Annotated in this window: 21 protein-coding genes and 1 pseudogene; 8 read left to right on the forward strand and 14 right to left on the reverse strand. The window is 67.6% G+C overall.

Features of this window, described 5'->3' with window-relative positions; translation table 11 throughout:
- Window positions 1-38 precede the first annotated feature (38 nt).
- From NE2_RS05925 to NE2_RS05965, 10 genes and pseudogenes are all read right to left on the reverse strand, one after another.
- On the reverse strand, window positions 39-1,241 hold the full coding sequence (locus NE2_RS05925; protein WP_063024549.1) for a thiolase family protein: 1,203 nt from the start codon (window positions 1,239-1,241) through the stop codon (window positions 39-41).
- A gap of 37 nt (window positions 1,242-1,278) precedes the next feature.
- Entirely contained in the window at window positions 1,279-2,769 is a 1,491-nt protein-coding gene (locus NE2_RS05930; RefSeq protein ID WP_063024551.1) for an aldehyde dehydrogenase, read from the reverse strand.
- 22 nt (window positions 2,770-2,791) lie between these two features.
- On the reverse strand, window positions 2,792-3,550 hold the full coding sequence (locus NE2_RS36935; RefSeq protein WP_233429689.1) for an enoyl-CoA hydratase/isomerase family protein: 759 nt from the start codon (window positions 3,548-3,550) through the stop codon (window positions 2,792-2,794).
- Between the two features lie 189 nt (window positions 3,551-3,739).
- Window positions 3,740-5,188: pseudogene (locus NE2_RS36940) on the reverse strand (class I adenylate-forming enzyme family protein); the annotation flags it as partial.
- 3 nt (window positions 5,189-5,191) lie between these two features.
- On the reverse strand, window positions 5,192-6,739 hold the full coding sequence (locus NE2_RS05940; protein WP_063024555.1) for a class I adenylate-forming enzyme family protein: 1,548 nt from the start codon (window positions 6,737-6,739) through the stop codon (window positions 5,192-5,194).
- A 35-nt stretch (window positions 6,740-6,774) separates the two neighbouring features.
- Window positions 6,775-7,293, reverse strand: coding sequence for an aromatic-ring-hydroxylating dioxygenase subunit beta (locus tag NE2_RS05945; RefSeq protein ID WP_063024557.1), 519 nt, complete (start codon window positions 7,291-7,293; stop codon window positions 6,775-6,777).
- A gap of 3 nt (window positions 7,294-7,296) precedes the next feature.
- Window positions 7,297-8,586, reverse strand: coding sequence for an aromatic ring-hydroxylating oxygenase subunit alpha (locus NE2_RS05950; RefSeq protein WP_084493832.1), 1,290 nt, complete (start codon window positions 8,584-8,586; stop codon window positions 7,297-7,299).
- Window positions 8,583-9,065 carry a Zn-ribbon domain-containing OB-fold protein gene (locus NE2_RS05955; protein WP_063024558.1) on the reverse strand — a complete coding sequence of 161 codons (483 nt, stop codon included), beginning with the start codon at window positions 9,063-9,065 and terminating at the stop codon, window positions 8,583-8,585. The genes NE2_RS05950 and NE2_RS05955 overlap by 4 nt, the downstream gene beginning before the upstream one ends.
- Window positions 9,062-10,183 carry a thiolase family protein gene (locus tag NE2_RS05960; protein WP_063024663.1) on the reverse strand — a complete coding sequence of 374 codons (1,122 nt, stop codon included), beginning with the start codon at window positions 10,181-10,183 and terminating at the stop codon, window positions 9,062-9,064. The genes NE2_RS05955 and NE2_RS05960 overlap by 4 nt, the downstream gene beginning before the upstream one ends.
- Before the next feature lie 32 nt (window positions 10,184-10,215).
- Window positions 10,216-10,491, reverse strand: a complete 276-nt coding sequence (locus NE2_RS05965; RefSeq protein ID WP_063024559.1) for a hypothetical protein — start codon at window positions 10,489-10,491, stop codon at window positions 10,216-10,218.
- A 244-nt stretch (window positions 10,492-10,735) separates the two neighbouring features.
- On the opposite strand from NE2_RS05965, the gene NE2_RS05970 reads away from it, so the two are divergent.
- From NE2_RS05970 to NE2_RS06005, 8 genes are all read left to right on the forward strand, one after another.
- Window positions 10,736-11,623, forward strand: a complete 888-nt coding sequence (locus tag NE2_RS05970; RefSeq protein ID WP_063024560.1) for an alpha/beta fold hydrolase — start codon at window positions 10,736-10,738, stop codon at window positions 11,621-11,623.
- Window positions 11,624-11,631: 8 nt separating this feature from the next.
- Window positions 11,632-12,447, forward strand: a complete 816-nt coding sequence (gene hpaH / locus NE2_RS05975) for a 2-oxo-hept-4-ene-1,7-dioate hydratase (RefSeq protein WP_063024561.1) — start codon at window positions 11,632-11,634, stop codon at window positions 12,445-12,447.
- Window positions 12,447-13,211 carry an aldolase/citrate lyase family protein gene (locus NE2_RS05980; RefSeq protein ID WP_106958384.1) on the forward strand — a complete coding sequence of 255 codons (765 nt, stop codon included), beginning with the start codon at window positions 12,447-12,449 and terminating at the stop codon, window positions 13,209-13,211. Before hpaH ends, NE2_RS05980 begins: the two co-directional genes overlap by 1 nt.
- A gap of 80 nt (window positions 13,212-13,291) precedes the next feature.
- The gene (locus tag NE2_RS05985; protein WP_063024565.1) at window positions 13,292-14,464 is read left to right on the forward strand and encodes an acyl-CoA dehydrogenase family protein; all 1,173 of its coding nucleotides are present in this window, start codon (window positions 13,292-13,294) and stop codon (window positions 14,462-14,464) included.
- Between the two features lie 17 nt (window positions 14,465-14,481).
- On the forward strand, window positions 14,482-15,513 hold the full coding sequence (locus tag NE2_RS05990; protein WP_063024567.1) for an acyl-CoA dehydrogenase family protein: 1,032 nt from the start codon (window positions 14,482-14,484) through the stop codon (window positions 15,511-15,513).
- Complete coding sequence (locus NE2_RS05995; RefSeq protein ID WP_063024569.1) at window positions 15,510-16,661, forward strand: acetyl-CoA acetyltransferase; 1,152 nt, start codon at window positions 15,510-15,512, stop codon at window positions 16,659-16,661. Before NE2_RS05990 ends, NE2_RS05995 begins: the two co-directional genes overlap by 4 nt.
- Complete coding sequence (locus tag NE2_RS06000; RefSeq protein WP_233429682.1) at window positions 16,658-18,202, forward strand: class I adenylate-forming enzyme family protein; 1,545 nt, start codon at window positions 16,658-16,660, stop codon at window positions 18,200-18,202. The genes NE2_RS05995 and NE2_RS06000 overlap by 4 nt, the downstream gene beginning before the upstream one ends.
- On the forward strand, window positions 18,199-18,405 hold the full coding sequence (locus tag NE2_RS06005) for a ferredoxin (protein ID WP_063024571.1): 207 nt from the start codon (window positions 18,199-18,201) through the stop codon (window positions 18,403-18,405). The genes NE2_RS06000 and NE2_RS06005 overlap by 4 nt, the downstream gene beginning before the upstream one ends.
- A 113-nt stretch (window positions 18,406-18,518) precedes the next feature.
- Here NE2_RS06005 and NE2_RS06010 read toward each other — a convergent pair whose 3' ends face one another.
- From NE2_RS06010 to NE2_RS06025, 4 genes are read right to left on the reverse strand one after another with little or no spacing between them, the layout of a single operon-like run.
- Window positions 18,519-19,442: an SDR family NAD(P)-dependent oxidoreductase gene (locus tag NE2_RS06010; protein WP_063024573.1), complete on the reverse strand. Its 924-nt coding sequence runs from the start codon at window positions 19,440-19,442 to the stop codon at window positions 18,519-18,521.
- Between the two features lie 36 nt (window positions 19,443-19,478).
- Window positions 19,479-19,889 (reverse strand): Zn-ribbon domain-containing OB-fold protein, encoded by a 411-nt coding sequence (locus NE2_RS06015; protein WP_063024575.1) that lies wholly within the window; start codon window positions 19,887-19,889, stop codon window positions 19,479-19,481.
- Window positions 19,890-19,929: 40 nt separating this feature from the next.
- Window positions 19,930-20,727, reverse strand: coding sequence for an enoyl-CoA hydratase/isomerase family protein (locus NE2_RS06020; protein WP_063024577.1), 798 nt, complete (start codon window positions 20,725-20,727; stop codon window positions 19,930-19,932).
- Entirely contained in the window at window positions 20,724-21,977 is a 1,254-nt protein-coding gene (locus NE2_RS06025; RefSeq protein ID WP_063024667.1) for a cytochrome P450, read from the reverse strand. The genes NE2_RS06020 and NE2_RS06025 overlap by 4 nt, the downstream gene beginning before the upstream one ends.
- Between the last annotated feature and the right edge of the window lie 30 nt (window positions 21,978-22,007).

A 22,007-nucleotide genomic window follows, 5' to 3' on the forward strand; every position in this document is an offset into this window, starting at 1 on the left:
GCCAAACATATCTGACAGATATGTCAATCGGCAGTCCATCACGACACCCTCGGCACCTCGATCAGTACCGCTCCGGCCTGACCACCGCCCGCACACATTGCCGCCACACCGTATCCACCGCCGCGACGCCGCAGCTCATACATCAGGGTGACAATCATGCGGGCACCGCTCGCGGCGACCGGATGGCCGAGGCTGCACCCACTGCCCGCAGTGTTGACTAGTTCGTCATCTATACCGAGTTTCTTGCAGGCGGCCACCGGCACGGAGGCGAATGCCTCGTTGATCTCCCACAGCGCGACATCGGATGCGGCGATCCGGCCCCGCTCGAGCACCTTCGGGATCACATCCAGCACGGCCAGCCCGGTATTGGCCGGGTCGATCGCGGTGGACGCCCACGCCCGCACCGTCGCCAGCACCTCGACGCCCTGTGCCTTCGCCACCTCGGCGCTGGTGACCACCACCGCGGCGGCGGCGTCGTTGATCCCGCTGGCGGTGCCCGCGGTGACCGAGAAGCCTTCGATCTCCGGGTGCAGCACCTTCAGGCCCGACAGTTTCTCCAGCGTGGTGTCGCGGCGCGGATGCTCGTCGACGGCGAATTCGATGCGCGAGCCGTCGGCCTGCAATGCCTGCACCGGCACGATCTCGTCATCGAAGACCCCGGAATCGATGGCCTTGACCGCGCGCTGATGCGAACGCAGCGCCCAGGCGTCCATTTCCTCGCGGGTGATGCCCACGGCCTTGGCGGTGTTCCAGCCGACCGTGATGGACATGTCCTGGTTCGGCGCCTCGGCGGTATCGGGGTGCGAGGGCGGCATCCACCGATCGGTGAACTCGTCGGTCGTCCCGGGAGTGCGGAATTGCTGCAACGGCGCCGTGGACTGCGAATTCGCGCCACCGGCGATGATCACCCGCTCGGCGCCCGACATGATCTGCGCGGCGGCGTTGCCGATGGCGGTGAGGCTCCCCGCGCAGTGACGGTTCACCGCCTGTCCGGGCACCTGCGGCAAACCCGCGGTCACCGCCGCATGGCGGGCGATATCGCCGCCGCCGTAGTTGGACTCCGCCAGGATGATGTCGTCGACCTGCTCCGGAGCCAGGGTGGAGCGCCGCAGCGCCTCCTTGACGACGGTCTCGGCCAGTTCCATCGCGGTGGTGTCGCGCAGCGTGCCCTTGAACGAGGTCCCGATCGGGGTGCGCACACCGGCGACGATGACGGCCTCGGTCTTGTTCGAATCTGTCACTGTTGATCGTCCTTCTGGTTGCAGGGGTGGCTTGTGCTCAGCCGAGGGTGAACGGATCACGGGTCCGGCCGGTGAGTTCCACCCAGACGGCCTTCGTCTCGGTGAAGTCCTTGACGGCGTCGATTCCGTTCTCGCGGCCGATACCGCTTTCGCCGATGCCGCCGAAGGGCACACTCGGGGCAACCGCGCGATAGGCGTTGACCCAGACCGTGCCGGCTCGCAGGGCCGCCGCGACGCGGTGCGCACGATGCACATCCTTGGTCCAGACCGATCCCGCCAGACCGAATCTGGTGCCGTTGGCCGCCGCGACGGCCTCAGCCTCGTCGGCGAAGGTGGCCACCGCGAGGACCGGACCGAAGATCTCCTCGGCGACCACACTCATCCGCGGCGTGACATCGGTCAGGATGGTCGGCCGCACGAAGTAGCCGCCGAGTTCGGGGACCGGCGTACCGCCGCTGGCGACCGTGGCCCCCTCGGCGCGCGCACTGTCGAAGTAGGACAACACCTTCCGGTACTGCGGCTCATTGGACACCGGCCCCATCTCGGTGGCGGGGTCGCGCGGATCGCCCAGAACGATCCGCTCGGCGCGGGCGACGAGTTTGCCGACCAGCTCGGCGGCCACGCTCGCGTGCACCAGCAGCCGGGAGCCGGCCAGGCAGGTCTGCCCGGTGGCGGCGAAGATCCCCGCGACGATGCCGTTGGCGGCCGCGTCCAGGTCGGCGTCCGGAAACACCAGTTGTGCGGATTTGCCGCCCAATTCGAGGCTGAGCCGGGTCATATTCGCGATCGCGGCCTGCCCCACCTTGACTCCGGTGGCGGTCGAGCCGGTGAAGGCGATCTTGTCCACCCCCGGGTGAGCGGCCAGTGCCGCACCGGTTTCGGGCCCCCACCCGGTCACCACATTGACGACTCCCGGCGGGAATCCGGCCTCGTCGAACAGCCGCGCGAAGGCCAAGGTAGAGGCCGGGGTATAGTCGCTCGGCTTGATCACGAAGGTGCAGCCCGCCGCGAGCCCGGCCGCCAGCTTCCAGGTCAGCAGCAGCAGCGGCGAATTCCACGGGGTGATCGCGCCGACCACGCCGACCGGTTCGTGCCGGGTGTAGACGAAGTAGTCCGGCTTGTCGGTCGGGATGACCTCACCCTGGACCTTGTCGGCCAGCCCGGCGTAGAAGCGGTAGTAGTCGGGCAGCGACCGCATCTGCCCGGACATCTCACGCAGCAGTTTTCCGCCGTCGCGCACCTCGAGTTCGGCCAGCCGGTCGACCTCGCGCTCGATGAGATCGGCCAAGCGCCACAACAGTTTCCCGCGCGCGGCACCGGTCAACGCCCCCCACGGCCCCTCCAGTGCCGCCCGCGCGGCGCGCACCGCGCGGTCCACGTCCTCGGGCCCGCCGTCGGGGACCCGGATCCACGGCGAGCCGGTATAGGGGTCGATCGATTCGTAGCTGCGGCCCGACTCGGCGCCGCCCTCGACGCCACCGATCACGAGCGGCAAACTGCTGATCTTGTCTGTTCCGGCACTGGTCACGACGGTCTCCTGATTTCTCGGTTCAGCGCAGACGAGGGGTGCGCTTGTTGACGCGCGAGTCGGTGCGCCCCTCACCCGGATTTCCGATCTGGGTGTAGGACAGGCCGTTTCGCAGTGCGATCGACGGGTTCATCTCCAGCGCTTCCCAGATGGCGCGCACCGTGCCCTGGATCGCCTCCGGGCGCCGCGCGGCGATCTCATCGGCGAGTTGCCTTGCGCGCGAACGCAAGTGATCCGGTTCGATGATCTCGGTGACGATGCCGGACCGCAACGCCGTCTGCGCGGTCATCCGTTCGTCGCTGCCCAGCAGCGCCCAGCGCAGCACCTCGCCGAGCGGAATCCCGCGCGCCAGCATGCCGATCGGCTCGAGGGCCGAGACCATGCCGCCGTTGGCGTGCGGATCGAAGAAGGTGGCCTCCGAGGAGCAGATCACGATGTCGCATTCGTTGATGAAGTACATCGCGCCACCGGCGGCCATACCGTGCACCGCGCAGATCACCGGCTTCCACACCCGATGCTGGCGCGGTCCCAGCGACACCCCGGGATCCTCCTGATTCCACCGACTTTTGTGCTTCCACCAGGCGCCGCCCTCCAGATCGATACCAGTGCAGAAGGCACGCTCACCATTGGCCTGCAGGACCGCCACGCGAATATCGTCGTCGTCGCGCACCCGCTGCCACACCCGCACCATCTCCTCGGCCATCACCTGGTCGAAGCTGTTGAGGCGCTGCGGGCGGTTCAGCGTGACGGTCGCGACATGGCCGCTGACCTCGAACTCGATCGTGGTGAACGATTCGGCGACCGCCCCCTGGGCCGTCTGCCCGTTTCCCGGCGTCGCAGCCGTCGCGGGCGTCGTGTCAGTCGCTGGCATCGTGCCGGAAAACCTTTCGCGCAGTGCGGGTTTGGCGATCTTGCCGAGCGAGTTGCGCGGCAGTTCGGTCACAATCTCGACCTGTTCGGGGTACTTGCGCTTGTTCAGCGGCGTACCGCCGAGAAAGGCGCGCACGGATTCCAGAGTCGGCGGCGCGCTCGCATCGCGGGGCACCACGACCGCGCAGACCCGTTCCCCGGACCCGGCGTCGGGCACGCCGATGACGCACACGTCGGCGATCGCGGGATCCGTGATCAGCGCCTCCTCGACCTCTCGGGCGGGGATGTTCTCCATCTTGCGGACGATGATGTCCTTGAGCCGGCCGGTCACGGCCAGGCAGCCGTCGGAGTCCAGATATCCCAGATCGCCGGTGCGGAAGTAGCCGTCGGCGTCGAGCGCCTCCGCGTCGCGGGTGGAATCGACATAGCCGCAGAACAATTGAGGCCCGCGCACCCTGATCTCGCCGATCTCGCCGACCGCGGCGGCGGTCTCGTCGGCGCGCACGATCCGCACCGACCCGCCGGGGCCCGGCCGGCCCTCGGCGACGGCGTGCTGTTCATCGGTGTCCGACGGCGAGCCCCACGTGATGTAGGGACATTCGGTCATTCCGTACCCGGAGATGACGCCGACACCACCGAGCAGTGCGCGGGCCTGTTCGTGCTGATCGCGCGGGCGGGGCGACCCACCGGCGAGCGTCGCGCGCGACTTCGGGAACAGCGGGGCCACACCGCGTTCGCGTGCGATCCGTAGATACTCGTTGGTGAACGGCAGGCCGGATCCGACCAGCGTGACGTTCTCGTCGATGAGCAGATCCGCCAGCCGCTCGGGAACGAATTTCCGCGCCCCGACCACCAGCACATGCCCGATGATCAGCGCGTGCAGCAAATGGGCCACCCCGCCGATATGGGCGAACGGCGCCAGCGCCGCACACCGGTCCTCCGGCCGCGGGCCGACATTGGCGATGAACGTATCGGCCGCGGCCAGCAGCGTGCGGTCGGTGTGCTTGACACCCTTGGGAACTCCCGTGGTACCCGAGGTGTAGAAGACCCACCGCACCTCGGAGCCTAAGTCGGCCGGTGGCCGCGGCGGCAGCTCCGGCAGCTCACCGGCCGCGGGATCGGCGGGCAGTACGTGGATCGCGGGCGGCTGCTCCTCGGACCCGAGCGCGGCGGCGAACGCCTCGGCCGCGAAAACCTCTGTGACGATGAGCAATCGGCTGTGCAGGCGGCCGGTGATGTGCGCGACCTCCTCGGCCCGCAACATCATGATCAGCGGATTTTGCACCGCCGCGAGCTGGGCAAGCGCCATCGACAGCGCCATCGCCTCCACCGTATTCGGTAGCTGCCAGGACACCACGTCACCGGCCCGAACGCCGGCGCGGCGCAGGATCTCGGCATAGGAGGAGACGAGGTCGCCGAACTGCCCGGCGGTGAAGCGGCGCCGGTCCTCGTCGACGAGCAGGGGCGCCTGCGGTGTGGCGGCGGCCCGCCGGCGCACGAGCTCGCCGATCGCCTCGGCCGTGAGTCGCGGGGATTTTGTTGTTTCCATGACCTACCCCGCCACGATTCGAAGATCGTCGGCGATCCGGCGCTTGAGGATCTTGCCCGCCGGGCCGAGGGGGAATTCCGACCGGTAGACGAAACGGCGGGGCTGTTTGTATCCGGCCAATTCGGACCGGCACAACGCCTGTAGTTCGGCGGTCAGCACGTCCGGATCGAATCCGTGGCGGGCGATGACCGCCGCGACCGGCGTCTCCCCCCATTCCGGATCGGGTACGCCCACCACGGCGACCAGTTCGACACCGGGATGTTCGCCGATCACCCGCTCGATCTCGGCGGGGTAGACGTTGAAGCCGCCGGAAATGATCATGTCGGTCTTGCGACCGGTGATGTGCAGGTAGCGTTCGGAATCCAGATATCCGAGGTCGCCCGACCACAGGCCGGTGGGCCGGAACGTTTCGGCGGTCTGCTCCGGCCGATTCCAATACCCGATGGCATTGGCGTCGCTGCGGATCACGATCTCACCGATCTCCCCGGCGGGCAGCTCGTTGCCGTCGGCGTCGACGATGCGGATCGAGCACATCGGCGTCTCCTGACCGCAGGAGGTCAGGATCGAGGTCTTGCCCGCCACCATGTCGCGGTGGTCCTGCGGGGTGAAAATCGTTGCCTGCCCGCCACATTCGGTGAGGCCGTAGCGCTGCTGCAGATCGCAGCCGAGCAGATCCATGGCCTTGCGCGCCAGCCCGGGCGGCACCGGCGCCGATCCGTAACTGATGCGCCGCAGGCTCGACATGTCGCGCGCCGGGCCTTCCTCGAGGATGCGCAGGGTGCGCTGCAGCATGGTCGGGATGAAGGTCGTGAACGTGACCCGGCTGCGCTCGATTTCGTCGATGACGGCCTGCGGGTCGAACTTGCGGTGGATCACCATCGTCTGCCCCAGATAGGTCCACGACAGGGTGCGCACACTGCCCCCGGCAGTGAAGAACGGCGTGGTCGCCAGGAAGATGTCCGACCGGTTGCTCTCGGTGACCAGCGTGGTGTCGACCGCCTGGGCCAGCAGGTTGCGGTGGGTGTTCACCACGCCCTTGGCGCGTCCCGTGGTACCGCTGGTGTAAAGAATGTTCAAGATGGCGTCGGGGTGCAGGTCCGCGACTGCCGGATCGGCGGGCGCGGCCTGCGCCAGCGCGGTCTCGTAGTCCGGACGCCCGCTCGCGCCCGCCGCCCCGATCTCGAGCACGGTGTCGAGCGCGGCGAGTTCGGCGCCGAAGCGCTCCACCTGGTCGGTGTGGATCACCGCCGCCCGCGCCGAGCAGTCGTCGCGCAAGTAGGCGAGTTCGTCGGGCGCGAGCCGGATATTGACCGGAACCACGACGAGTCCGGCCTTGGCGATCGCGAAGACGATCTCCGGCCATTCGGCGCAGTTGCGGGCGATGACCAGAACTCGGTCACCGGTGACCAGTCCCTGCGCGCGCAGATGGTTCGCCAATCGCCGCGCGCGTTCGTCGACCTGCGACCACGTCCGCACGCAGCCGGACTCGACGACCGCGGCCTTCTCCGGATACCGGCGGGCGTTGTTGGTAGGGATATCGCCTACGAGCACTGTTCCTCGCAAATATGTTGTGGCTCAGCGGATCACTAGATGAGAAAGGCCAGGGTCTCGACCGGGCCCGCGGCGTTGACCAGGTGGACGGTCTTGCCGACCAGTCGCAAGCCCTCCTCGGTCCGGCGGATTCGGTGCACGACGCGACCGGCCCAGACCCGCTGGGTATAGCGGTATTCGAACAGCGCGAAATTCGACGCGACCGTCACCACACCATCCGATTCGTCGGTGACCTCCATATTGGACAGCATCCGGCGCATCACCGAGGGCGGTGTCTGCGAATGCCGGTGACCGGTATTCAACTGCGCCACACGACTTTTGATGCGGCGGCGGTTGTCGTAGATATAGGCCAGATTGACCGCCGGATCGTCCTCGGGGCGCATCGGGACCCAGTAGAGCGCGTCGTCGGCCCACAGCGCTTCCCATTCGGAATAGCGGGCCTCGTCGGCCAGGCGCGCCTCCAGATAGAGGAATGCCTCGATCTCTGGATCGGGCACGCGCAACGGTTGCGGGGCCGCGACCGAGGTGTCCGCGGCTGCCTCAGCAGTGTTCATGTCCTAGATCTCCTGTCCGACGACGGCCGCCCACTGCCGGTAGAAACCGCGCTGCGGGGTCTCGGCGCTCTTGTCGCTGTTGACGATTCCGGTCTCGTCCTCGGTATCGGTTTCGATGCCGCGGGCCAGGACCAACCAGTCCGGCTTGCGGGCGGCGAGCCCGGCCTGGTTGCGCATGCCGATTTCGCCGTCGTCGGCGATCAGGAATCCGGACGGCCCCATCGCGCCCTCCGCGCGCCGGAGCATGCGCTGATTCATCTCCTGCTGGCCCGGGAAGAGCGCCGCGGTCGTGTAGGCGATCGTCTCGTCGGGCGCGATCGGCTCGACGTACATGATGTTCATCTCGGCGAGGAAAAGATTCGGCCAGATCAACGTGTGCGGCGGCCCGACCACCAGCGAGTCGTGGGTCTTCTCGGGGCCGTAGGCCGATTCCAGGTCGGCGACGTATTTCGGCAGCTTGGCGCGCGGAATCCGGCCGTACCAGACGAATTCCTCGTCGAGCTTGCGGTATTCGGCCGAGTAGTCGATCTCGGAATGGCCGTTGCCCATATCGCGGACCACGACGTCGACCTTGGTGGGAATGTGGGACACCTTGGCCGGGCGGATCGCGTCATAGACCGAGGCGTGGGTGAACAGGGCGTGATAGCCGTCGACGTTGTTCTCCACCACCATCTTCCAGTTGGCCCGGTGGTGGTGCTTCATCCAGTTGGCGCGCAGGTCGATGGTGCCGGTCGGCGACAACGCCAGCAGGCGGTCGATCGCGGTGGTAGCCCGGCCGAGGTGTTCGGTCAGCGAAACACCCTCGGCGGCAAGGGAAGCGAAGATGAATCCGCGGTAGCTTTCGACCCGCGGCGCCGCCGAGAGCCCCAGTTCGGAACGGACCTGCCGGAAGGTCTCACCGTAGCCCTCCCGCATCGGAACCGCGCTCAGCGCACCGGTGTTGCTGAAGGTCCAGCCGTGATAGGGGCAGCGGAACGAGGACGCACTGCCCTTCTCGGCATTGCACAGTTTGTTGGCCCGATGCGTGCACCGGTTCAGTAGCACCCGGATCTCGCCGTCGCGGCCGTGCACCACGACCACGGGGTCGGTGCCGATCCGGCGAGTCAGATAGTCGCCCGGCTCGCTGACCTCACTTTCGTGCGCCACGTACACCCAGCCGCGGCGGAAGATCGTGTCCAGCTCCCGCTGGAATATCTCGGGTGAGGTGTACACCGACCCGTGCACTCGATCGTGTCGTACGACCGTCGAGACGTCGAAGTCCGCCGTCACCGCGGCCGGTTCGAGTGTGGTCATGAGGGTTCCTCCGAAATGGGGTGAGCGGTGGATTCGTGGGCCGGCGCCGGCAGTGGGACGGCGGCCGGAACGGCGACGCCGCCGAGCCGGCGGAATCCGATGGCGACCGGGTCGCCGATGCCGAAGGCGACGTCGGTGCGGTCGCGAGTGGTCATGATCAACCGGTGCCCGCTGGCCAGTTCGACGTCGAGGATGGGGTAGGGCGCGTCGGTGCGGACCAGTCCCGGCTCCAGCCGGTGCATCACCGTAACCGAGTGCACGGTTCCGCTCGATTCGACTGTGCGCCACAGGGGTCGGGCCGATCCGCAGTCATCGCAGATGTGCTGATCGAGGTCTTTCGGGATACCGCAGTCGGCGCAGAAGGGCATGGCGAGCTGGTCGTAGGACGCGGCGGTGTAGAACGGCTCGAGCATGGCGTCCGCCGCGTCCGGCGCCAGGCTGGGATCGAGCAGCCAGTCGAGTCCGAGTGCCGTGGTCATGCCGCACGCTCCAAAATCAATGCCGCGTGGTGGTCGACCCGGCCGCCGATCCCGCCCACCAGCGCGGTCGCGGCGCCGGGTACTTGACGCTCGCCGCCCGCGCCGCGCAGCTGCACGATCGCCTCGGCAAGCGGCGTCATCCCCTGTAGATAGAAGCCGGACAATTGGCCACCGCCGGTATTGGTCGGCAGCGCGCCGCCGGGACCGATACCTCCGCCACGGACGAACTCGGCCACGGTCTGCGAGCCGGTGAGCCGATACTCGTCGAGCAGGATCAGCGTGACGACGGAAAACGGGTCGTAGAGCTCGGCGATATCGAGGTCGCCGCGCGACATCCCCGATTGCTCGAGCGCGTCGTCGACGGCGCGGCGGCCGCCGCCGAACCAGGACTCACGCCCCGCGCGCCGGCGACGGATCGGATGGTGGCGGCCGATGCCACGCACGGTGAGCCGCGCGCCGGCGCCGACCGCCGGATCCGCGCTGACGATCACCGCGACCGCACCGTTCACCGGCCGGGCACAGTCCAGCCGCCGCAGCGGGTCAGACACCATCGGGCTGTCGTAGTAGCCCTGCTCGTCGAGCGGGGTCCGCACGACCGCGGCCGGATTACCGAGCGCCCAGCCGCGGGCGGTCGTCACCACCCGGCACAAATCGGCCTCCGAGCAGTGTGTGGTGTGCAGCCAGCGCCGGGCCAACAGGGCGTAGGTCGGCACCGATCCCAGGACACCGGAGGCGCGTTCCAGACCCCGAGGGCCGGCGTTCCCACCGCTGTGCGCATAGGTCGATCCGGCGCCCTTGCCCGCGACCAGCGGCGCGTCGGCGAAGACGCAGAGCACAGTGGTGGCCGCGCCCGTCTCGATCGCCAGTTGCGCGCGCTGCACCATGGCGATGGTCGTGGCGCCCTTGATCTCGACGTGCTCGAGCAGGCGCAGATCGCCGAATCCGGCTTGGGCGGCGAAGCCCACGCTCAAGCGGTCCGGGCGCACCCCCTGCGAGGAACCGACCAGGACGCCGTCGACATCACGGTGTTCGATGCCGGCATCGGCGATCGCCGCGCCGGTGGCCTCGACGGCCAGGCGCAGCGGGGTCCCGCCGGGCCGCACCGACATCTCGGTCATGCCCAGACCGGCGATGGCGACGCTCGGCGCGCTCACCGCGACTCCCCCACCGGCGCGCGATGCGGCGAGCGCTCGTCGCGGTAGTTGCCCACCCGCAGCCAGTTGTCACGGTCTTCGCTGGTGGCCAGGCAGAAGCAGGCCAGTTCCAATGGCGACAGGAAGATCCGCGCCCCGCTGTCGAGATCCTCCACGAGCAGGCGCGGCCCGTTGCCGCTGGTATCCAGGGAGATCCGGGCGGCAGCGAACTCGTTGGCCAGGACCGCCAACTCCCGCCGCCTGATGGTGCGGCCTTCCTCTGCTGCAGACATGTTCCTCGATAACCCGATCGTTGCTGGTCCGGCACCGGACGGCGCCGGTCTCCGCCGCCCCATTCGCCCGGCGGCCACTTCAAGTATTAGCGTATACGACTGTCAGAAACAAGAGATGCTAGATCGCCTGACGATATCGCTAGGTTCCAGATGCTTGCAGCTCAGAGCCATTGACGTAGGACGATAAGAAGATGAACACTATGGACAGATTAGGCGATTGCCGCAGCATCGACGGAGGGCTCGCATGACGCAGACACCGACCATTTCCAGCACGCAGGACTACCGCAGCATCTGGGGCTACCTGCGCGAACTCGAATTCCGCCAGGCATTCCTCGACATCGGCGGGGTGCGCACCCGGACAGCCGAAGCCGGCTCCCCCGACAAACCGCACGCGATCCTGCTGCACGGCACCGGCGGGCACTGGGAGACCTTCGCGCCCAACCTGGCCGCACTGAGCTCGGAGTACCACTGCGTGGCCATCGACATGGTCGGCAACGGCTTCTCCGACAAGCCCGACTACGACTACGAAATCGCGGTCTACGTGCGCCAGATCGTGAGCGCCATGGACCACTTCGGCATGGACAGAGCACATCTGATCGGGATGTCGCTGGGGGCCTGGGTCGCCTCCGCGACCGCCGTCGCCCACCCCGGCCGGGTCGGCAAATTGATCCTGATGTCACCGGCCGGTTTCGAAGCCTCCGAATCCAATATGGCCCGTATCCGCGCCGAGCGGACCAAGGCGGTCGAGGACCCGAGCTGGGAGTCGATCCACAAGGTCTTCGAGCATCTGATTGCCGAGGAGCACAATCGAATTCCCGATCTGATCGCCCTGCGCCGCGCCATCTACCAGCGCACCGACACCCGGGAGACGATCGATCGGTTGCTGATCCTGCAGGACCCCGCCGCGCGTGATCGCAATCTGATCGCACCGCAGCAGTGGGCCGCGATCGCGGCGCCGGCGATGATCGTCGCCTCCGGCCGCGACCACGGGGTCTATCAGGACACCGCTCGCAAGATCGCCGAGCTGATCCCCGACTCGCAGATTTTCGAAATGCCCGATGTGCGGCATTGGCCGCACTTCGAGGATCCGGAGACCTTCAACCGGGCGGCACTCGAATTTCTCGGGAAGTGACGAACAGGATGCTCGAACCCGATTCCGTAGCCGATCTCGCCCGGCAGCTGCATGAGGCCGCGCGCACCCGGGTGCCGATTCGCCAGCCCTCGCTCGTCCACCCGGACATGACGATCGAGGATGCGTATGCCGTGCAGCGCGCCCTCGTCGGACTGGAGACGGCCGGCGGGCGGACCGTCCGGGGACGCAAGATCGGCCTGACCTCCAAAGTGATGCAGCGCGCGGTATCGATCTCCGAACCCGATTACGGCGTGCTGTTCGACGACATGTTCGTCGACGACGGTGCGGTGGTGCCGGCGGGGCGGTTCATCCGTCCTCGCATCGAGGTCGAATTGGCGTTCGTGCTCGGCGAGCAGCTCGCCGGCCCCGGCGTCACGCTGTTCGACGTGCTGCGGGCCACCGAATTCGTCACTCCCGCACTGGAAATCCTCGATGCCCGGGTGCAGATGAGCGATCCCGACACCGGGCGAACCCGCACCATCGTCGACACCATCGCCGACAACGCCGCCGATGCGGGGCTCGTCCTGGGCGGACGGGTGATCCGCCCGCTGGATACCGACCTGCGCTGGATCGCGGCGCTGCTGCTGCGCAACGGAACCATCGAGGAGTCCGGTGTGGCGGCCGCGGTGCTCAATCATCCGGGCAACGGCGTCGCGTGGCTGGCGAACCGGCTCGCGCCCTTCGGCGAGGTGCTGCACGCGGGCGAGGTGATCCTGTCCGGTTCCTTCACCACGCCGGTCTTCGCCGAACCCGGTGACAGTTTCGTCGCCGATTTCGGCCCGCTCGGCACGGTGTCGTGCGCATTCGAAAGGCCCGCACCATGATTCGCAATCGCTGGCGGCAGGCCCTGGCCACCGGACGGACCCAGATCGGCATGTGGGTGGTGGGCGCCAGCCCGTATTCGGCCGAGATCTGCGCCGGCGCCGGACTGGACTGGCTGCTCATCGACCAGGAGCACGCGCCCAACGATCTGCGCTCTACATTGAGCCAGCTGCAAGCGGTCTCGGGCTATCCGGTCGAGGTGCTGGTCCGCCCGCCGTCGGCCGATCCGGTGCTGATCAAGCAGTTGCTCGATCTCGGCGTCACCGATCTGGTGGTGCCGATGATCGAATCGGCCGCGGCCGCACAGGCGGTGGTCGCGGCGACCCGCTACCCGCCCGCCGGTATCCGCGGGGTCGGCAGCGCTTTCGCCCGCGCCTCCCGCTGGAATCGCATTTCTGACTATCTGACCACCGCGGACAGCTCGATTTCGGTCACCGTCCAGATCGAGTCCGCGGCGGGTCTGGCCGAACTGGACAAGATCGCCGGGGTAGAGGGCGTCGATGCGGTCTTCATCGGCCCGGCCGATCTCGCGGCCTCGCTGGGCTATCTGGGTAAGCCGCAGGCGCCGCCGGTCGTCGAGGCAATCGAGGAGGCTTTGCGGACCCTTCACGGTGCGGGCGTGGCCGCCGGCGTGAACGCCTTCGACCCGGACACCGCTCGGCGATACATCGCCGCGGGTGCGTCGTTCGTGCTCGTGGGCGCCGACGTGACCCTACTCGCGCGCGGCGCCGAGGCGTTGGCAGACACCTACCGTCATGACACCTGAACTGCCGACCGAGCACCACATCTGACAGTAATGTCACTTATACTGGACGTGCCGGAGCGGCAACGAGGAAAGGTCTACCGATGGATTTGGACTTCACGAAGGAACAACTGGAGTTCCGCGAGGAGGTCCGCACCTGGCTGCGCGAGCACAAACCCACCGAGCCGCGGCCCCGCGATCACGCGGGCATCCGGGAATTCGATCTTGCCTGGCAGCGCACCCAGTGGGACGGCGGCTGGGCCGGAATCGCCTGGCCCCGCGAATACGGCGGCGGCGGCCTGACGCTGTTGCAACAGCTCATCTGGTACGAGGAATACGCCGCGGCGGGACTGCCCGGCATCGACGCCAACTTCGTCGGCCTCAGCCACGCGGGCCCCACCCTGATCACCCGCGCCACGGAAGAGCACAAGCAGTTCCATCTGCCCAAGATCCTGCGCGGCGAGGTGGTGTGGTGCCAGGGATTCTCCGAGCCCGACGCGGGGTCGGACCTGGCGGCGTTGCGCACCAGGGCGGTACTCGACGGCGACGAGTTCGTGGTCAGCGGCCAGAAGATCTGGACCAGCTTCGCCGCCTGTGCCGATTATCAGGAACTTCTCGTGCGCACCGATGCCTCGGGCTCGAAACACCAGGGCATCACGTGGCTGATCTGCGATATGCACAGCCCGGGCATCGAGGTCCGCGCCATCGAGACGATCGAGGGCGGCGCCGACTTCTGCGAGGTGTTCTACGACAACGTGCGGATCCCCGTCTCGAATGTGGTCGGCGCGGTCGGGGACGGCTGGAGCGTGGCCATGTCGACGCTGTCGTTCGAGCGCGGCACCGCATTCACCGCCAATCAGGTCCGCCTCGCCAAGGTCGTCGAGGACCTGATCGATTTCGCCCGCGATCACATCGGACCCGACGGTAAGCGGCCGGCGATTCTCGACGACGAGATCGCCCGTCGGCTCGCCACCCTCCGCGCCTCGGTCACCGCACTGCGGGCCATGACCTATGCCGGTATCTGCCGTGCCATGCAGTCCGACACGCCCGGGCCGAAGGGGTCGATGCTGAAACTCTTCTACGGCGACCTCGCCAAACAGGTCGGCGCGCTGGCCATGGACATCGTCGGCCCGGACGCGCTGCGGCGCAGCTCGCGCTGGGATCGCCACGGCTGGGTCGGCAACTACTTCTACTCGTTCTCCCAGGCCATCGGCGGCGGCACCTCCGAAATTCAGCGCAACATCATCGGCGAGCGCGTGCTCGGCCTGCCGCGGTAACCAGAAAGCAGCCAGTCATGAACCTTCTACCAGCAGCCGAGCAACTCGAACTCGTCACTGCCGCAACGGATTTCCTCGAGTCGCGGATGCCCATCGAGGATATCCGCCGACGCGCGGACGCCGACTCGGCGGTCGATGCCTCGGTATGGACCGAAGGGGCCGGGCTCGGATTCCTGAGCCTGGGCCTGGCCGAGGAATACGGCGGTGCGGGCCAGTCCTTCGACGATGAGGCACTGCTGTTCGTCGAGCTGGGCCGGCACCTGGCCACCGGCCCGTTCCTGGCCTCGACCCTCGGCGCCCGGATCGCCGCGTTGTCCGGCGACGAACAGCTGTGCCGGCGGATCGCGAGCGGGCAGGCACGCGTGGGCACGGCCCAGTTGCGGGGCGACGGATCGGTCACCTCGGACGGATTCAAGGGCACCTTCGACCTCATCGATACCGCAGGTTGCAGCCATCTGCTGCTGGTCACCCGGCACGGTTCGGCACTGGTCGCGGCCGAGCAGTTCGGCGAGGCGACCGTCCTGGACTGCGTCGACCCCGGCACCCGGCTGGCCACCGCCACCGTCACCGCGGGCACGGTGACGCACTGGCTGCCCGAACAGGCCGATGCGACCTGGCTGCGCGCGGTGGTGCTGTCGTCGGCCTTCCTCGCGGGCCTGGCCGACGGCGCGGCGGCACTGGCCATCGAACATGCCAAGACCCGGATTCAGTTCGGCCGGCCGATCGGTGTCAACCAGGCGATCAAGCACATGTGCTCCGATATGGCCGTGCGCACCGAGGCCGCCTTCACTCAGGTCTGTTTCGCGGCGGTATGCCTGGCCTCGCGCCGGCACGATGCCCCGGCGCAGGCGCTGGCGGCCCGCACGGTCGCCGCGAACGCGGCAATCGACAACGGTGCCACCGGAATTCACGTCCACGGCGGCATGGGCTACACCTACGAGCACAACGCGCACCTGTACCTCGAACGCGCGCACGTCTACCGGCACCTGTTCGCCGAACCGTCGGAGGTACTGGCGGAACTGCTCGCCCAGGACGGTGTCGCCGCATGAGCCGCAAGGTCGCCATCGCCGGTGTCGCCCTGTCGGATGTGGGCCGGGTGGAGGACAAGAACGCCTACGAACTGATGGCTCAGGCCAGCGCGCGCGCACTCGCAGAAACCGGGCTCACACCGCAGGACATCGACGGCCTGGCCTCCACCGGCCAGGGTATGCTGCCGCCCACCGATGTAGGCGAATATCTCGGACTGCGGCCGCGCTGGATCGATTCGACCTCGGTCGGCGGCGCCTCCTGGGAGGTGATGGTCTCCCATGCGGCAGACGCCATCGCCGCCGGCCACGCCGACGTGGTGCTGCTGACCTATGGTTCCACCGCCCGGGCGGATCTGCGCAAGGGGTTGCGCACCGCCAATATCAACTGGGGCGCGCGGGGACCGCTGCAGTGGGACGCGCCCTACGGACACACGCTGGTGTCGAAATACGCCATGGCGGCGCGGCGGCACATGTTCCAGTACGGCACCACCATCGAACAGCTCGCCGAGGTGGCGGTGTCGGCGCGATTCAACGCCGCCGACAATCCGGACGCGTACTACCGCGATCCGATCACCGTCGAGGATGTGCTGTCCGGGCCGATGATCGCCGATCCGTTCACCAAACTGCACTGCTGCATCCGCTCCGACGGCGGCGCGGCCGCTATCCTGGTCGCCGAGGACCGCGTCGCGGACCTGAAATCGGATCCGGTCTGGGTGCTCGGCTCGGCCGAGGCGACCTCGCACATGCTGACCAGCCAGTGGGACGATGTGACCATCGGCCCGGCCGCGGTCACCGGTCCGCTCGCGTTCCGGCGCGCGGGTCTGACACCGGCCGATGTCGACGTCGCCGAACTGTACGACGCGTTCACCTACATGCTGCTGCTCACCCTCGAAGATCTCGGATTCTGCGGTAAGGGCGAGGGTGGTGCGTTCGCGGAGAGCGGAGCGCTGCGCCTGGGCGGCGCCCTGCCCACCAATACCGACGGCGGCGGCCTGTCCGCGTGTCATCCGGGCCAGCGCGGGCTGTTCCTGCTGGTCGAGGCGACAAGGCAGCTGCGCGGTGCGGCCGGGCCCCGCCAGGTACCCGGCGCCGAGATCGCCTGCGTCAGCGGCACCGGCGGCTGGTTCTGTTCCAGCGGGACGGTGTTGCTGGGGGCGAACAAACCGTGACCGCCGCCGAGATCCTCGCGCCGCTGGACGCCGGCGCCTTCGCCGATACCGTCGAATTGCTGGAGGCGGCGGCGCTCGTGCACGGATCCCGCGACGCCTACGTCGAGGCCCACGGCGCCCGCATCAGCTTCGCGGACTGGGTCGCGCGCGCCCGCGCCGTGGCCCGCCAGCTGTCCTCGCACGGGGTCGGGCGCGGCGATGTGGTCGCGCTGATGCTGCCCTCCGGGATCGACTACGCGGTGTGCTACGCCGCCACGGCGATGCTCGGCGCCGTCACCACCGGATTGAATCCGCGCCTGGGGCCTCGTGAGATCGATGCCGTACTGCGGCAGGCGGATCCGGTCTTGGTCGTGCGCGCCGCCACCATGCCCGCGACGGGTCGCGACATTCCCGAACTCGCCGCCTCCCAGCTGACTCGCGAACTGCTGCGGCACGCCGCCACACCATCACGGGCGATCGGCCGCGATGCCCCGGTGTCGATCGTCTTCAGCAGTGGCACAACAGGATTGCCGAAAGGCGCTTGGTTCGACGCGAACAATCTGGCCGCCTCGGCACAGGCGGCCGGCGCGATGAGCGCCCCCTATGACCGGCGCCTGACCTCCACGCCCTTCGCGCACGTCGGATATATGTCCAAACTGTGGGACCAACTGGTCTGGGGCATCACCCTGGTGATCGCGCCGGTGCCCTGGTCGGCCGCGGCGATGTTCGATGTGCTTCGCGCGGAACGGATCACCGTCGCGGGCGCGGTCCCGACGCAGTGGGCGAAACTGCTGGAACTGCCCGCGCTCACGCCACAGTCATTGCCGCACCTGCGCATCGGTGTGGTCGCGACCGCACCGGCTTCACCGGCGCTGGTCCGGCAGACCACCGACCGTATCGGGGCGCCGCTGGTGGTGCGGTATGCGATGACCGAATCGCCGACGATCTGCGGGACCGAGCCCGGCGATCCCCCAGAAGTGTTGTACCGCACCGTCGGGCGGCCGCAGACCGGCGTCGACGTCGCGATCACCGATGCCGGCGGAGCGGCGCTACCGACCGGACAGATCGGCCGGGTGCGTATCAAGAGTGGTTGTTCGATGCGCGGGTACTGGAACGACCCCGAGCTCACCGCGGCCGCGTTCGACGAGCGGGGCTACCTCATCAGCGGCGATCTCGGACGCTTCGACGCCGACGGGAACCTGGTCCTGGCGGGTCGATCCGGGGATATGTACATCCGCGGTGGGTTCAACATCCACCCGGTCGAGGTCGAACAGGTCCTGGCCGAACATCCCCGCGTCCGCGCCGCCGCTGTGGTGGGCGTCGCGGCCGAGGTGATCGGCGAGATCGGGGTGGCATTCATCGTCCCGGAGGATCCGGACGCACCGATTCCCCTTGCCGAACTTCGGGATTGGGCCAAGGCCAGGCTGGCCGACTACAAGGCGCCCGACCATCTGATCGTGGTCGGCGACCTGCCGCGCACCGGGATGTCCAAACTCGACCGCCATCGCCTGCGGCAGCTGGCCGCCGACAATCCACCCCCGCCGAGAAGGAAGGCACCATGAGCATCCACCAGCGCATTCACATCGCTCTCGACCAGTGCGAAGGACACGGTCAGTGCGCCGCCGTCGCGCCGCGGCTCTACGAACTCGACGACGACGGCTTCGCCCTGCGTGCCGACTTCGAGGTTGCGCCCCAACTCGTCGACGAAGCCGACTCCGGGCTCAAGGCCTGCCCGATGAGCGCCATCCGCTGGCGCGAGGACTGACGATCGGGTGGCGCGAGCACCGATTCCGTCACAACGGCCGGAGGCCGGGACGGTAGCTGGGGTCCACACCACCAGCCGCGTCCCGGCCTCCGGCCGTTACCGACGTATTACCGCTAGCCGCCCAGGCGCAGGCCGGGAGCCCGGGTGCCGAAGATGTCGGTACCTAGGACGACGCCGAGTCTATTTGCGTCCCAGCGTTTTCCGTCACTGGACACCGACGCCGCCGAGGTCCAGCCGCGCATCAGCTGGATGGTGTCACCCAGCGCCCGCACGACCTGCCCGCTGACGTGGGCGGCCTCGGGACTGGCCAGCCACGCGACCACGGGCGAGCCCAGCGACGGGTCCTTGGGATCGAATTCGTCCTCGCCGAGTTCCCCCGGCTCGATCGGCGCCGCGGCCCCGGACATGGTCGCCGACATGCGAGTGCGGCCGCCGGGGCTGATCGCGTTGACCGTGGCGCCGATCGAGGCGAGCTCGAGGCTCAGCGTCTGGGTGAGGCCCACGATGGCCGCCTTGGCGGCGCTGTAGTTGGTCTGGCCGAAGTGTCCGTGCAACCCCGCACCGGAGGTCGTATTGATAATGCGGCCGTACACCTTCGCGCCGGTCGACTTCGATTCCTCCCGCCACTTGCGCGCCGCTGCCCGGCTGGTGAGCCAGGTGCCGCGCACATGAACTCGCATCACCGAGTCGAAGTCGTCGGCACTCATATTCCAGATCGCGCGGTCGCGGACGATGCCGGCATTGTTGACCACGATGTCGAGCCGGCCGAGCTGGGAATACGCCCGCTCGACGAGCAGGTCGATCTGTTCCTCGTCGCCGACATCGCTGAAATCGGAGATCGCCTTGCCACCCCGGTCCTCGATCAGGCGCACGACCTCGTCGGCCACCTTGCCGGTTCCCTCACCGGAAACCGACGTTCCCAGATCGTTGATGATCACCGTGGCGCCGTGTTTGGCCAATTCCAGGGCGTGCCCGCGCCCGATGCCGTGTCCGGCTCCGGTCACCAACGCGACCTTTCCGTCGAGCAATCCGCTCATCTGGGCGATCCTCTCCTCATTGTTCGATAATGGTCGTCATGCCTCGATCGGCGTGAACACGACCGCGTAGGCCGGGTCGACGATTTCGCGGAATACGGCCCGCACCGGCATGCCGATACGCACATCGGCGGGCTTGATTCCCTCGATATTGGTCACCACCCGCGGACCCTCGTCCAACTCGACGAGGGCGGCGATATACGGCAACCGCGCCGCGAACGGCTCGAGGTCGTTGACGTACACCGTGGAGAACGAATAGACCGACCCGGTGCCCTTGGCTTCGACCGCGATGACCGATTCGCTCCAGCAGAACGGGCAGAACATCCGCGGGTAATGATGGACGCGTCCACAGTCCTGGCATTTCGCGATCAGCAGTTTTCCGTCGCGCGCGGCATCCCAATACTGCGCGCTGTTTCCTTCGACGACGGGAATATCGGCACGGCCGGCCATTATCGCTCCTCCTGATCTGACTGCACGGATGTTCGGCGCATCACCAACCGCGATATTCGGCGGGCCTGCGTTCGACGAACGAGCGCACGCCCTCTTTAGCATCGGCCGAATACGACTGGATCTCCTGCGCCATCGCCTCGGCGAGAAATGCGGCCGCACGATCGCCGTCGAGAGAGCTGTTGAACAATCGTTTCGTCAATGCGATCGAGCTGGTCGGGGCGGTCGCGAGCCGGCCGGTCAGTTCGGTGAGTACCGATTCCAGGTCCTCCTCGGCCACAACCCGATTCACCACACCGAGACCGAGGGCTTCCGAGGCCCGGAGCTTGTCACCGAAGAACACCAATTCCTTCGCGCGCTGCATGCCGATCAGCCGAGGTAACAGATAGGCGCCGCCGCCGTCGACCACGAGTCCGCGTTTGACGAACGACTCGCTGAAGTAGGCCGCCTCGGTCGCGATCACCAGGTCCGAGGCGTAGGCCAGGTGGGCGCCGATGCCGGCGGCGGCGCCGTGCACCACGCTGACGACCGGCTTTCCGCAATCCAATACCGCGGCGATGAGGCGCTGTGCACCGGTCATGATGCGCCGCATCGGATCGGTGACCCGCTTGACGTTCTTCGCGTGACCGTCCGCCAACTTCACCACGTCCGCGCCGGAGCAGAAATGTTTGCCGTTCGCCCGCAGGAGGACCACCCGGACGTCGGGGTCGGCGTCCGCCGCGGCGAACAGTTCGATCAGGGCGTCGCGATCGTCGGGCCGGATGGCATTGGCCGCCTCGGGCCGGTTGAGCGTGATCGTGAGAATTCCGCTGTCGATCTTCTGCAGGAGGGCATCGGTCATCGGTGCGTATACCTCACGTTGAGATGTTTGATGCCGTTCACGAAATTCGACCGCAGCAGTGTCGGCTCGCCGACGGCCTCGAGGTCGGGAAAACGCGAATACAGTGCCTCGAACGCGATATTCAGCTCCAGCCGCGCCAGATGCGCGCCCAGGCAGAAGTGCGGCCCCGGCGCACCGAATGCCAAGTGCGGGTTCGGATTTCGGGCGATATCGAAAACGTAGGGGTCCTCGAAAACGGCATCATCGCGATTGGCTGAGGTGTACCAGAGCACAACCTTCTCGCCGCGAGAGAACACCTGATCACCGAGTTGAACGCCGTCATGGGTCACCGTGCGGCGCATGTGGATCACCGGACTCGCCCAGCGCAGGATTTCCTCGATCGCGGTGGGTGCCGACGCGCGGTAGTCGGCCAGCCAGGCCTCGCGCTGATCGGGGTGGCGACTCAGGGCGTACACCCCGTGAGTCAGGGCGTTGCGCGTGGTCTCATTTCCGGCGCCGACCAGCAGGATGAAGAACTTCGCCATCTCCTGCGGAGTCAGGTTGTCGCCCTCCTTCGCGGCGACCAGCATGCTGATGACATCGTCGCGCGGATCGGCTATCCGCTCCTCGGACAAATTCTGCAGCAGCCCGATGAGCCGTTCGCTGGCCTCGGTGACCGCACCCGCGATCCCCGCCCCGGACTGGTCGGGGATGTATTCCGCGTCCGAGGCACCCAGAATCGTGTTCGTCGCCGCGAGGATATCGGCCTCGTGCTCCTGCGGAATGCCGAGCATGGTGCTGATGATCCGCAGCGGGAGCAGCGCGGCGAAATTGTCGACGAAATCGCATTCACCCGTGGCCGGCATCGCATCGAGGATTTCGTGAGTGGTCGATTCGACCAGCCCGCGAATCGATTCGAGGCTCTTGTTGGTGAACCCCCGGGATACGATCTTGCGGACCCGGGAATGTTCGGGATTGTCCATATCGATGATCGACCCGCGATAGTCACGCAACGCGCGCGGCTGGTCGAAAATCTGCGTGCCCTCCCCCGAGGCGAAATCCTCGGGACGGCGGCTAACCTCGAGTATGTCGGCATGGCGTGTCAACGCCCAGAACCCCCTGCTCCGGTCCGGCCCGCCGCCGAGCGGGACGAACGGCCGCGGATTCTCCCTGCGCAGGGCGTCGAATCGCGCGTCTCGTTCGGCCTGGCCGGTCTGTTGCCACCAGTCGAAATCAACCAGCACGTCCGCGGCCTCATCGGCTCCGATCATCGGCTGTTCCTCGCTCGTCGTCGTCACATC

Origin of the sequence: Nocardia elegans NBRC 108235, from assembly GCF_001612845.1 — a bacterium.
Classification (GTDB): Bacteria; Actinomycetota; Actinomycetes; order Mycobacteriales; family Mycobacteriaceae; genus Nocardia; species Nocardia nova.

What these genes read in the sequence shown, in the direction of transcription:
- NE2_RS05945 (WP_063024557.1), bottom strand. Translation starts at nt 7,293, where the DNA reads ATGAACACTGCTGAGGCAGCCGCGGACACCTCGGTCGCGGCCCCGCAA.
- NE2_RS05950 (WP_084493832.1), bottom strand. Translation starts at nt 8,586, where the DNA reads ATGACCACACTCGAACCGGCCGCGGTGACGGCGGACTTCGACGTCTCG.
- NE2_RS05955 (WP_063024558.1), bottom strand. Translation starts at nt 9,065, where the DNA reads ATGACCACGGCACTCGGACTCGACTGGCTGCTCGATCCCAGCCTGGCG.
- NE2_RS05960 (WP_063024663.1), bottom strand. Translation starts at nt 10,183, where the DNA reads ATGACCGAGATGTCGGTGCGGCCCGGCGGGACCCCGCTGCGCCTGGCC.
- NE2_RS05965 (WP_063024559.1), bottom strand. Translation starts at nt 10,491, where the DNA reads ATGTCTGCAGCAGAGGAAGGCCGCACCATCAGGCGGCGGGAGTTGGCG.
- NE2_RS05970 (WP_063024560.1), top strand. Translation starts at nt 10,736, where the DNA reads ATGACGCAGACACCGACCATTTCCAGCACGCAGGACTACCGCAGCATC.
- hpaH (WP_063024561.1), top strand. Translation starts at nt 11,632, where the DNA reads ATGCTCGAACCCGATTCCGTAGCCGATCTCGCCCGGCAGCTGCATGAG.
- NE2_RS05985 (WP_063024565.1), top strand. Translation starts at nt 13,292, where the DNA reads ATGGATTTGGACTTCACGAAGGAACAACTGGAGTTCCGCGAGGAGGTC.
- NE2_RS05990 (WP_063024567.1), top strand. Translation starts at nt 14,482, where the DNA reads ATGAACCTTCTACCAGCAGCCGAGCAACTCGAACTCGTCACTGCCGCA.
- NE2_RS05995 (WP_063024569.1), top strand. Translation starts at nt 15,510, where the DNA reads ATGAGCCGCAAGGTCGCCATCGCCGGTGTCGCCCTGTCGGATGTGGGC.
- NE2_RS06005 (WP_063024571.1), top strand. Translation starts at nt 18,199, where the DNA reads ATGAGCATCCACCAGCGCATTCACATCGCTCTCGACCAGTGCGAAGGA.
- NE2_RS06010 (WP_063024573.1), bottom strand. Translation starts at nt 19,442, where the DNA reads ATGAGCGGATTGCTCGACGGAAAGGTCGCGTTGGTGACCGGAGCCGGA.
- NE2_RS06015 (WP_063024575.1), bottom strand. Translation starts at nt 19,889, where the DNA reads ATGGCCGGCCGTGCCGATATTCCCGTCGTCGAAGGAAACAGCGCGCAG.
- NE2_RS06020 (WP_063024577.1), bottom strand. Translation starts at nt 20,727, where the DNA reads ATGACCGATGCCCTCCTGCAGAAGATCGACAGCGGAATTCTCACGATC.
- NE2_RS06025 (WP_063024667.1), bottom strand. Translation starts at nt 21,977, where the DNA reads ATGATCGGAGCCGATGAGGCCGCGGACGTGCTGGTTGATTTCGACTGG.